The sequence below is a fragment of the Asanoa ferruginea genome, from assembly GCF_003387075.1.
Lineage (GTDB): Bacteria > Actinomycetota > Actinomycetes > Mycobacteriales > Micromonosporaceae > Asanoa > Asanoa ferruginea.
Genome location: NZ_QUMQ01000001.1, coordinates 6,714,937 through 6,726,469, shown reverse-complemented (window position 1 = coordinate 6,726,469; position 11,533 = coordinate 6,714,937). Strand labels below are relative to the sequence as shown.

Here is an 11,533-nt window from a genome sequence, read left to right as displayed (position 1 = left end):
GGGTCAGCGACCGCCGCCCCGGAACACCTCGCCGACGGTGCGGAGCATCACCTTGGCGTCGAGCCAGAGCGACCAGTTTTCGATGTAGTAGTTGTCGAACCTGGCCCGGTCGGAGATCGGCACGTCGCCGCGTAGGCCGCTGACCTGCGCCAGGCCGGTCAGGCCGGCCGGGACCCGGTGGCGCATCGCGTATTCCGGGTGCTCCGCGGAGAACTTGGCCACGAAGTGCGGGCGCTCCGGGCGCGGGCCGACGACGGTCATGTCGCCGCGCAGGATGTTCCAGAGCTGGGGCAGTTCGTCGAGGGAGGTGCGGCGCAGGAAGCGGCCGACCGGGCCGACCCGTTGGTCGCCCGCGATCGACCAGGTCGTCTGCGACTCGGCGTCGTCGGCGGGGCGCATCGAGCGGAACTTGAGCACTTCGAAGGTGTGGCCGCGGTGGCCGATGCGCTCCTGCCGGAACAGCACTCCGCGGCCACCCTCGGCGAAGACCGCGATCGCGCACACCAGCATCAGCGGGCTGAGCAGGATCAGCCCGATCACCGCGACCACGATGTCGGAACCGCGCTTGACCCACCACCGCGGGCCGGACAGCGTGGTGTGCCGGACGTGCACGACCGGGATCGCGCCGATGTGGTCGGCCATGCCGCCGCCCTGCGAGCGCGAACCCCACAACCGCGGCACCGCCCACAGGTCGCAGGCCGACGCGGCCGGCTGGCGCAGGATCTCCATCAGCGTCGCCTCAGGACACTCCGGGTGGGCCAGGATCAGCACGTCACACTCGGCGAGCCTGATCGCGGTCTCCAGGCCGTCGAGGGTGCCGAGCAGCGGCGGCCCACCGGGCCGGGGCCGCTCGTCGACGTGGCCGGCGAACCGCAGGCCGTAGCGCGGGTCGCGGCGCAACAGGCGGGCCAGCTCGACGGCGATCGGACCACTGCCGACGATGACCGTGTTGTGCTCGACCCAGCGCCGCCGCCGGGCCAGCACGGTCAGCACCCGCGAGACGACCCGGCCGGCCAGCACCAGCGCGGCCGCCAGCGCGAGCCCGCGGACGAAGCCGGTCACGTAGTAGACCGACTCGTGCCGCAGTGCCGCGACGATCGCGACCACCGCGCCACTGGCCAGGAGGCGACCGATCAGGATCGGCAGCTCGTCGAGGATGCTGATGTGCCGCCGGGCCGAGTAGAGCCCGCCGACCGCGAAGAAGAGGATGGTCAGCGCCGCGAAGGTCAGCGTGCCGCGCCAGTATTGGACCGTCCAGAGCAACGGCGCCAGCAACAGGGCGAGGTCGACGGGTGCTGTGAGCATCCAGGCCCGCAGCGCCCGGGTGCGGGTCGAGGCGGCCGAGCCGACATAGGGCAGCACCGCCGTCGAGACCGCGGAGTCCCACGGCTCCGCGTCCGTCCTGGGCTCACTGGCCGGGCGCGGTGCCGGCACCCGCGGCGTGGCCCCCGTCTCGACGGCAGGGTCGAGCCCCGGCGGCGAGTGCGTTTCCATCCCGCGTACCCCCGTCTGATCGTCTGTTATTTGGCGTTGGCCAGGATGTCTCGCACCGAGTCGCGCCGCACGGCGTCGTAGAGCGGCTTCGCCTTTGCCGGGTCGGCGAACACGACGCTCTCGCTGCCGACCATGCCGGTGCCCTTCGTGGGCGTGGTCAGGAAGGTCAGGTTGCCGCTGCGCAGGTGGCGCAGCTGCGGCGCGAGGTCGACGATGGACATGGTCTTGTCGACCGCCACCGCGTTGGCGGTCGCCTTGAGGAAGCTGTTGAGCTTGCCCGGGTTGGTCAGCAGACCACCTGACGCCGCCTTGTCGAGGATCGCCCTGATCACGTCCTGCTGGTGGCGGATCCGGCCGAAGTCACCGTCGACGAGTTGCTTGCGCTGCCGCGCGAAGTCGAGCGCGACCGTGCCGTCCATGTGCATCGTGCCCTTGGTGAACTTGCGGTAGGGCGGGTGGTGCGAGGTGAAGTTCTGGTCGACGTTGACGTCGATGCCGTCGAGCGCGTCGACGATCTCCTGGAAGCCGGCGAAGTCGATCAGCGTCACGTGGTCGATGCGAACCTTGGTGAACTCTTCGACGCTCTGCACCATCAGCGGCAGCCCGCCCCACGCGAACGAGGCGTTGATCTTCGCGTCGCGGTTGCCGTGCTGCCCGTTCTTCGATTTGGGCACGTGCACCCAGGTGTCGCGGGGGATCGAGATCAGCTGCGCGCTGGACCGGTCGGCCGGCAGGTGCAGCAGGATGATCGTGTCGCTGCGGGAGCCCTCGGTGTTGTCGGGATCGCGCGAGTCGCTGCCGAGCAGCAGGATGTTCATCGCGTCGGCGACGACCTTCTCGGGCCGCTGCTGGGTCGGCACCTCGGTGAACGCGTCGACCTTGTCGATGCTCTTCTCGACACCGCGCACGTAGAGCGTGGCGGCCAGTGCTCCGCCACCGGCGAGGACGACCAGCACCAGGCCGGTGATCAGCAGAAACAGCCGAAGTTTGCGGCGCTTGCGCTTCTGCGGGGACGGTGGATCAGACGCGGGCGGGGTGGTTTGCGTCTGATCGGCGTCGATGAGTTCCGGTCCAGCCATGGGGCTGATCGTACGCAGAGATGTGAAACCGTATCGCCCTGGATTGCCCCGTCCATAGTGAACCGCGCCACGTCAGTCGCAGCGGCTACCGAGGCGCGCTTCGGCCGCGCCGACGACCACGCCCGTGGGCTCGGCCGCGACCGTCGCGGATGGAGCGACGGTGGGCGTCGGCGACGCGGACGGGGTCGGTTTGGGGGTCGGTTTCGGGGAGACCTTCTTCTTTTCGGGTACGCCGGTGCCACCGCCGCCGAGGCGTACCCCTGGAGTCTGGGTCTTGCCCGGTGACATGGTGATGCCGGTCGCGGTGACCGACCGGCCGCGCACGTCGGTGACCCGGATGCTGAAGGGCCCGGAGCCGATCCCACTGTCGATCAGCCAGTAGTTGTAGTCCTCCTGGTGCGCGGCGCGGTAACTGCCGCCCGGGCCCTTGGCCTCGACCTTGCGCAGCGCGTTGCCGGTGTTGTCGACCAGGACGGCAAACCAGTAGGCCGACGCGCCCTCCTTGATCCGGAAGCTCATCGCCGGCGTCTTCGGGTTGGCCACCGTCGAGTAGCTGACCGGCACGATGCCCAGCACCGGGTCGGCGATCCGCTCGAACGCCTCGCGGCTCAGGTCGATATGCCCGGTCTCGCACGGTGGGCACTGGTCGACGACCTTGACCCGCACGCTGCCGTCGGGACCCTTGACATCGAGATAGCCACCGCACGCGGCGCCGCTGTCATACTCGGCCGGCGCGAGCGCCACCCACAGCCCGTCGGAGGGCGCGGTCGGGTAGGAGCAGTTGCCACCGATGTCGGTGTAGAAGGTGGCCTTTCCGCTGGTCGCACGCCCCGCCGCGCACGCCGACCCGGCACCTCGCAACGCGAACGCGCCCGTCAGAGCGGCGGCCAACGCGAGCGCGGCGCCGATCACCCACCAGCGCCGCAGCCATCCAAAGGTCACGGCGACCGATCCTGCCGCAATCCGGCGCCGCTGTCAGGTTGGGTTCAGCCACCGGCCGTCGCCCACCCGGCCCATTCCGCATGGTCATCCGGGCAGGGCGGCCGGCTCACCCCAGGTTTCGGGGTGAGCCGGCCGCCGCGCGTCAGTGCATGCCGACCGCGACCGGCAGCGCCTCGTCGGTCGCGTCGGGGGCCTTCTCGATGCGCTTGCGGGGCAGGAAGAACGCCGGGATCAGGCAGAGGGCCAACAGCACGACCGCGATCGTGTAGGTGTGCCCGAACGCGTCGGCCAGCGACGACTGACCCTGATCGAGCACCGCCGGCGCCACCTGGCTCGCGGGGACCTGGCCCTGCGTGACGGCGCTGTAGGCGGTGGCCTCCGGGCTGTTGAGCACCTGGTTGGTCAGGATCACCGACATCACCGCGGTGCCGATCGAGCCGGCGGTCTGCTGGATGATGTTCATCATCGTCGAGCCGCGCGCCACCTGCTGGTGGGTCAGCGACGCGAGGGCCGCCGACATGATCGGCATCATCGTCATGCCCATGCCGAGGCCGCTGACGAACAGCGCGCCGAGCAGCAGCACGTAGGACGAGTCGGCGGTGACCTGGGTGAACGCCGACATGCCGAGGGCGATCAGCACGATGCCCGGCAGGACCAGCTTGCCCGGCCCGATCCGGTCGGTGAGCCGGCCGGCCATCGGCATGGTCAGCATCGCGCCGAGGCCCTGCGGTGCGATCAGCAGGCCGGCGTGCAGGGTGGTCTCACCGCGTACCTGCAGGAAGTAGCTCGGCAGCAGCAGCATCGCGCCCATGAACGCGACCGTGAAGAGGCTCAGGGTGGTCGTCGAAATGGTCAGGTTGCGGTTCTTGAAGAGCCCGAGGTCGATCAGCGCGTGTTCCTTGCGCAGCGCGTGCAGCACGAAGGAGACCAGCAGCGCCAGGCCGATCAGGGCCGGGATCAGCACCTTGCCGGCCGCGACGGTGCCTTCACCGGGGACCGACGAGACGCCATAGAGGAACAGCGCGAGGCCGGGCGAGAGCAGCAGCATGCCGAGGAAGTCGAACGACTCCGACGGTTGCGGCTTGTCCTTGGGGAGGATCCGCAGCGAGAGCACGAAGGCGATGACGCCGATCGGCAGGTTGATCAGGAAGATCCAGTGCCAGCCCGCGGCCTCGATCAGCCAGCCACCGAGGATCGGGCCGCCGATGGGGCCGAGCAGCATCGGCACGCCGAGCACGGCCATTACCCGGCCGACCCGGTCGGGGCCGGCGGCGCGGGTCATGATGGTCATGCCGAGCGGCATCAGCATGCCGCCGCCGAGGCCCTGGAGTGCGCGGAAGACGATCAGCGGGCCGATGTCCCAGGCCACGCTGCACAGCACCGAACCACCGACGAACAGCGTCAGCGACAGCAGATAGAGCCGCTTGGTGCCGAAGCGGTCGGCGGCCCACCCGGTGATCGGGATGACGGTCGCGAGGGCCAGCGTGTAGGCCGTCATCGTCCACGCCACGGTCGCGTAGGTGGCGTTGAAGTCGCGCTGGAACGTCGGCAGCGCGACGCTGACGACGGTGATGTCGAGGATCGACATGATGGCGCCGAGCACGACGACGCCGGCTACTTTGAGCACACCACTATCGAGCTTGTCCGACCCAGCCGCGTCGGCGGCCTGCGTAGTCACGCGCGATCATCCCCCCAGGATCGATGCCCCCAATCGAGGCGAACCGATGGTCCCAGAACCCCGCGCGAGACCCGAAGTGATTTTCACGTTGCGTGGCGGTGCTCACGTTTTGCGCGCCGGCTGCATCCGCAATTGATCGGGTACGACCCCTTACTCGCCGTCATCAATACGACCGGAGGATGGAGTCCGGGTTGTCGCTTCCGACCGTTACTCTGTTGCGGTGACCGACAGTTTGCGGATCCGGCTCGATGTCACCGCCGACGTCGACGACGACGTGCTGGCCCGGATGACCGGCGACCTGCGCGACGAGTTGCTCGACCTCGACGTCGACTCGGTCGAGCGCCCATCCGGCGGCCCGGCACCAGACGGCACAAAGGCCGGCGAGGTGCTCACCGCCGGCGCCCTGCTGCTGGCCGTCGCACCGTCCGTGGTGGAGGGCGTGCTGGCGGTCCTGACCTCGTGGCTGTCCCGCCAACCCTCCGACGTCACGATCGAGATCGACGGCCAGACGTTCACCGGCCCGGTCACCCGCGAGCAACGCGACGCCCTGGTCGCCGCCTACCTTTCCCGGGTCGACGACGCCCGGCCATGACCCCGAGCGAGTCCTGGGCGGCACCGCCGCTGCCGGCCGGCCCGCGCAAGGCGCTGATCGTCGCCGTCGCCGACTACACCGACGCGGCGTTGCGCAAGCTGCGCTCCCCCACACACGACGCGACCGCGCTCCAGAGCGTGCTGGCCGAAACCGGTGGCTTCGAGGTGGCGGCGCTGGCCGACCCCGGCGCCGGCGACGTGCGCGGTGCGATCGTCGACTTCGTCGCCGACTGCGGCCGCGACGACCTCGCGCTGGTCTACTTGTCCTGTCACGGGTTGCTCGACGCCCGCCGCCGGCTGTGGTTCGCCGCCGCCGACACGGTGAAGGCGAAAATGGCGGCGACGGGTGTCGAGGCGACCTGGCTGATGGACCGGATGGCCGACTGCCGCGCCCGGCAACAGGTCGTGGTCCTGGACTGCTGCTTCAGCGGCGCGTTCGCCCAGGGCGCCAAGGGCGACGACGAGGCCGCGCTCGAGTCGCAACTCAAGCCGCGCGGCACGGTGGTGCTCACCGCTTCCGGCGCGACCGAATACTCGTTCGAGGGCGAGCATCTCGCCGACGCGCCGCAACAGTCCGTCTTCACCGCAGCGCTGGTCGAGGGCCTGCGCACCGGTGCCGCCGACACCGACAACGACGGCCTGATCTCGGTCGACGACGCTTTCGCGTTCGCCAGCGACCGGCTGGCCGGCACCGGCCAGACACCGCAACGCTGGTCCTACGCCGCCGAGGGCCGGATCATCCTCGCCCGCAACCCGACCGGCATGCGGGTCACCGCGGCACCGATACCGTCCGACATCAAGGCCCTGCTCCAGCATCCGTTTCCGGCGGTCCGTGCCGCCGGGGTCGACACGCTCGGCGAATGGCTCACCGGCGACCAGCCCGGCCAGGTGCTGGCGGCCCGCGCCGAACTGCGCCGGATCGCCGACGACGACCTTCCCCGCGTCGGCGACAAGGCCCGCACGCTGCTGGGCGAGCCGACGCGCGAGCAACTCCTCGCCGCCGCCGAGGCGGAGACAGCGCGCCTGGTCGAGGCCGCTCGGGTGTCGACGGACGAGGTCACCGTCGCGGCGAGACAAGCGGCCGACCAGACCATCGCGGCCGCGAAGCAGGAGGCCGGCGAGATCATCGCAACCGCGAGACAGGAGGCGGCCGGGCTGCTGGCGGAGGCGACCCAGCGCCTGGCGGACGCCGGGAAAGAGGCCGACGCGCTGGTCGCGGGGGCCAAGCGTCGGGCGGCAGCCGCCGAGACCGTGCGCCCGTCGCCGGCCAAGCCCTCCGCGCGAGAAGTCCCGGCCTCAGCGGTGCAACGACCGGAGGTGTCCCGGAGCGCCAGCGCGCGCAAGCGCGCGGCGAAGACGTCGGCGCTCCTCGACGGTGTCGCCCTGCTCTGGGTCGGCGAACCCCCGCTCGGCCACGAGCTCGGTTTCGACACCTGGACGAACCGCGGCGCGATCGTGCGCACGGCGGCCAACCTCACGGACGCGCTCCGCGACGTTCAGCGATACCCGATCAACGCGCTCATCTGGAACGTCGGATGGGGACTGCCTCGCTGGTCGCGCCTCAACGATCTCCGCGGATCCGGCTACAAAGGACGGATCATCGCCTTCACGCAGAGCGTCAGCGCCGACCTGGTGGATCCGGCCGCGCACGTCGGCATGGACGGGATCGCCCGCAACGCCCGAGAGCTCGAGCAGTGGCTCAGCAGCGTCGCCGCCAAGCTCTGACCGTCATGAGTCGGCCGCGTTACCGGTACCCTGACCCGGTGCTGACCAGCCGGCCCTTCGACGCACGGCCATGACGGCGAGCCAGCAGTGGGTGGCGCCGCCGTTGCCGGCCGGGCCGCGGCGGGCGTTGATCGTCGCCACCACCGAATACCGCGACGCGGCCCTGCGCCAGTTGCGCTCTCCCGCCCATGACGCGGCCGCGTTGCGCGAGGTGCTCGCCGATGCCGGCGGCTTCGAGGTCCAGTCGCTGACCGACGCGACCGCCGGTGACGTGCGCGGTGCGATCGCCGACTTCACCGCCGCGTGCGGGCGCGACGACCTGGCGCTGGTCTACCTGTCCTGTCACGGGCTGCTCGACGCCCGCCGCCGCCTGTGGTTCGCCGCCGCCGACACGGTCAAGACCAAGATGGTGGCGACCGGCGTCGAGGCGTCCTGGCTGATGGACCGGATGACCGACTGCCGCGCCCGGCAACAGGTCGTCGTGCTCGACTGCTGCTTCAGCGGCGCCTTCGCCCAGGGTGCCAAAGGCGACGACGAAGCCGCCCTCGAATCGCAGCTCAAGGCCCGCGGCACAGTCGTGCTGACCGCGTCCGGCGCCACCGAGTACTCGTTCGAGGGCGACCCGCTCACCGACGCGCCGCAACCGTCGATCTTCACCGCCGCGCTCGTCGACGGCCTGCGCACCGGCGCTGCCGACACCGACAACGACGGGTTCGTCTCGGTCGACGAGGCCTACACCTACGCGCACGACCGGGTGGCCGCCACCGCCACCGGCCAGACGCCCCAACGCTGGTCTTTCGGCGCCGAAGGACGCATCATCCTGGCCCGCAGCCCGGCCGGCATGCGCGTCACGCCCGCGCGGATCCAGGCCGATCTTCGGGTCCTGCTCGACCATCCCCGCCCGGGCATCCGCGCCGCCGCGCTCGACACGCTCGCCGAGTGGCTCGCCGGCGGTGACCCCGCCCAGATCCTGGCCGCCCGCACCGAGCTACGCCGGATCGCCGACGACGACCTGCCCACCGTCGGCAACAAGGCCCGCGCGTTGCTCGGCGAGCGACCGACGGCCGCGGCCACGGCCACGTCGACGGCCACTGTCACCGCCGCGGCTGCGGCGTCGGCCGCGGCCGAGGAGACCGGGAGCGAGAGCGCGAGCGCGATCCTGGAGAAGGCCAGGCGCGAGGCGGAACGCATCCGCGCCGACGCGGAACGAGCCGCGGCCGACACCGAAGCGCGTGCCCGGGCCCTCGAAGACCGCGCGGCCGGCATCGTGTTGGCCGCCCGACGCCGGGCGGACGAGATCGCCAAGCAGGCGACCGCCGCCGGCGGGCGGCAGGACCTCGTCGGCATCCGGCTGCTCTGGATCGACGACAACCCGGGCAGCAACGAGTTCCTCGTGCGCAACTTCACCGCGCGGGGCGCGATCGCCTACCCCGCCATGACCACCAACCAGGCCGTCCAGCTGCTCGGCGAGTTGGGGTTCGACGCCCTCATCTCCGACATCAGCCGCGACGGGAAGGAGGTCGGCTTCGACGACCTCACCCGGTTCCGGGCCGCCGGCTACGCGGGCCCGGCGATCTTCTTCACCTCGCGCACCACGCCCGAACTCCGCAACCGGGCCAAGAAGTCCGGCGCCGACGGCATCGTCTCCTCGCCCGACGAGCTCAGCGACTGGCTCCTGCGGATCCGCGCCAGCGCCACCCCGCGCGAACCACAGAGCGGCTTCTTCGCCCGGATGCGCGAGGCGTTCAACGACTCGTGACGTCAACCAGTTCGGGAGCGGGCGAGACCGCATCCAGGCGCCGGCGCAGCTTCGCGCCCTCCACGTCGACATCCGGCAGGATCCGGTCGAGCCAGCGCGGCAACCACCACGCGGACCGACCCAACAGCGACATCACCGCGGGTACGAGCGTCAGCCGCACCACGAACGCGTCGATCAACACGCCGACCGCCAACGCGAAGCCCATCGACTTGATCACCGGGTCGTCGAGCAGGATGAACCCGGAGAACACGGCCGTCATGATCAACGCTGCCGCGGTCACCACCCGGGCGCCGTGGCCCATGCCGTTGACGGTCGCGCGCACCGGCGTGTCGCCGTGCACGAAGTCCTCGCGCATCCGCGACACGAGGAACACCTCGTAGTCCATCGCCAGCCCGAACAGGATGCCGATCAGCAGGATCGGCAGGAAGCTGACCAGCGGCCCGGCGGTGTCGAGGCCGACCAGCCCGGCCAGGTGCCCCTGCTGGAACACCAGCGTGGTCAGGCCGAACGTGGCACCGACGGTCAGCAGGAACCCGAGCGCCGCCTTGATCGGCACCAGCACCGACCGGAAGACCACCCCCAACAGCAGGACCGACAACCCGACGACCAGCAGGAGGTACGTCGGCAGCGCGCTCGACAACTTCGCCGACACGTCGATGCCGACCGCGGTCTGCCCGGTCAACGCGATGTCGGCGCCCCTGACCGCGTGCGCCTTCGCGCGGATGTCGTGCACCAGCGCCTCGGTCGCCGGGTCGGTTGGCGCCGTCTTCGGCAGCACTCCGACCACGGCGGTGCGCCCGTCCTGGCTGACGTTCGGCGGCGTGACAGCTCGCAGGTTCTCCGTACCCGAAAGGCGCTGTGACACGTCGGCCACCGCGGCGGTGGTGGCCGCCGGGCTGTCGCCGCTGACGACCAGCGCCAGGCGGCCGGTGAAACCGGGCCCGAAGCCCTCGGTGATCAGGTCGTTGGCGGCGCGGGTCTCGCTGCCCACCGGCGCGGTGCTCGCGTCGGGCAGGGCGAGTCGCATGTCCAGCGCCGGCAGCGCGAGCGCGCCGAGGCCGAGCACGCCGACGATCAGCAGCGGCACCCGCATCCGGATCACCTGGCGGGCCCAGCGGAAGCCGGCCGGCTCGCGGGTCACCACCTGGTCGAGGGTGACCGCCTTGCGGGGCAGCACCCGCCGGCCGGCGAAGCCGAGCAACGCCGGGAGCAGGGTGATCGCGACCAGCACGGCGACCGCGACCGTGCCGGCGGCCGCGAGGCCCATCACGGACAGGAACGGGATGCCGACCAGCGCGAGCCCGGCCAGCGCGATGATCACCGTGCCGCCGGCGAAGAGCACCGCGGAACCGGCCGTGCCGAGCGCCCGCCCCGCCGCGTCCGGCGGATCGACACCGTTGCGCACATGCTGCCGGTAGCGGGACGTGATGAACAGCGAGTAGTCGATGCCGACCGCGAGCCCGAGCATCAGCGCCAGGATCGGCGCGGTGCTGGTCAACCCGACGACGCCGCTGAGCGCGAGGAGCCCGGCCATGCCCGCGCCGACCCCGATCAGCGCCGTCAGCATGGTCATGCCGGCCGCGACCAGGGAGCCGAGGGTGACCACCAGGACCACCAGCGCGATGAGCACACCGATCCCCTCGGTGCCACCGATGCCCGGCGAATCGTGCATCACCTCGCCGCCGTGCTCGACCTGGAGCCCGGCCTGTTCGGCGGCGGCCCCCGTGTGCGCGTACGCGTCGCGCTGCACGTCGGTGACCGCGTCGTCCTGCGCCAGGAACTGCACCTGGACCAGGGCGTGCCGGCCGTCCGGCGAGATCGCGCCGGCCTGGTAGGGGTCGACCGCACCGGCGACGCCGGGCAGCTTGCCGGCCTCCTGCACCACGGCGGCGACGGCGGCGTGCGCGGCCGGGTCCGCGAGCGTGCGGCCGGCCGGCGCGGCGATCACGATGGTGCCGGTCGTGCCGCTGGCCGCGGGGAACTCGCGGGCCAGGGTGTCGATCGCGCGCTGCGACTCGGTGCCCGGCATGGTGAAGTCGCTCGAGGTGGGCTTCATGAACGCGGCGGCGGCACCGCCGAGGGCGACGAGCACGACCAGCCAGAGGGCGACGACGAGGCGGCGGCGCTGGAAGGACGCGCGGCCGAGGCGGTAAAGAAGGGTGGCCATGTCTCCTCGTCTGGGGGATGGAGCGAGGTGGCCCGACCCTGCCCGCCCAAGCTGAGTAATCATTCCCAGCTTGTGGCTGATGTGAGGAACGTCCCATT

Annotated in this window: 8 protein-coding genes; 3 read left to right on the top strand and 5 right to left on the bottom strand. The window is 71.3% G+C overall.

Annotation, left to right across the window (positions count from 1 at the left end):
• Nucleotides 1-3: 3 nt before the first annotated feature.
• From DFJ67_RS31405 to DFJ67_RS31390, 4 genes are all read right to left on the bottom strand, one after another.
• Nucleotides 4-1,305 (bottom strand): sugar transferase, encoded by a 1,302-nt coding sequence (locus DFJ67_RS31405; protein WP_203784218.1) that lies wholly within the window; start codon nucleotides 1,303-1,305, stop codon nucleotides 4-6.
• 215 nt (nucleotides 1,306-1,520) lie between these two features.
• Nucleotides 1,521-2,573: an LCP family protein gene (locus DFJ67_RS31400; protein ID WP_116071710.1), complete on the bottom strand. Its 1,053-nt coding sequence runs from the start codon at nucleotides 2,571-2,573 to the stop codon at nucleotides 1,521-1,523.
• Nucleotides 2,574-2,645: 72 nt separating this feature from the next.
• Nucleotides 2,646-3,515: an expansin EXLX1 family cellulose-binding protein gene (locus DFJ67_RS31395; RefSeq protein ID WP_239097516.1), complete on the bottom strand. Its 870-nt coding sequence runs from the start codon at nucleotides 3,513-3,515 to the stop codon at nucleotides 2,646-2,648.
• Nucleotides 3,516-3,657: 142 nt separating this feature from the next.
• Complete coding sequence (locus tag DFJ67_RS31390) at nucleotides 3,658-5,193, bottom strand: DHA2 family efflux MFS transporter permease subunit (protein ID WP_116071706.1); 1,536 nt, start codon at nucleotides 5,191-5,193, stop codon at nucleotides 3,658-3,660.
• Between the two features lie 220 nt (nucleotides 5,194-5,413).
• Between DFJ67_RS31390 and DFJ67_RS31385 the strand changes: the two genes are divergently transcribed.
• The 3 genes from DFJ67_RS31385 (at nucleotide 5,414) to DFJ67_RS31370 (ending at nucleotide 9,268) form a co-directional block, all read left to right on the top strand.
• Nucleotides 5,414-5,785 (top strand): hypothetical protein, encoded by a 372-nt coding sequence (locus tag DFJ67_RS31385; protein ID WP_116071704.1) that lies wholly within the window; start codon nucleotides 5,414-5,416, stop codon nucleotides 5,783-5,785.
• Nucleotides 5,782-7,509 (top strand): caspase, EACC1-associated type, encoded by a 1,728-nt coding sequence (locus DFJ67_RS42985; RefSeq protein WP_170216070.1) that lies wholly within the window; start codon nucleotides 5,782-5,784, stop codon nucleotides 7,507-7,509. The genes DFJ67_RS31385 and DFJ67_RS42985 overlap by 4 nt, the downstream gene beginning before the upstream one ends.
• Before the next feature lie 70 nt (nucleotides 7,510-7,579).
• Nucleotides 7,580-9,268, top strand: coding sequence for a caspase, EACC1-associated type (locus DFJ67_RS31370; RefSeq protein WP_116071702.1), 1,689 nt, complete (start codon nucleotides 7,580-7,582; stop codon nucleotides 9,266-9,268).
• Here the strand turns inward: DFJ67_RS31370 and DFJ67_RS31365 are convergent.
• On the bottom strand, nucleotides 9,255-11,435 hold the full coding sequence (locus DFJ67_RS31365; RefSeq protein WP_116071700.1) for an MMPL family transporter: 2,181 nt from the start codon (nucleotides 11,433-11,435) through the stop codon (nucleotides 9,255-9,257). The two genes, DFJ67_RS31370 and DFJ67_RS31365, sit on opposite strands and share 14 nt — an antisense overlap.
• Between the last annotated feature and the right edge of the window lie 98 nt (nucleotides 11,436-11,533).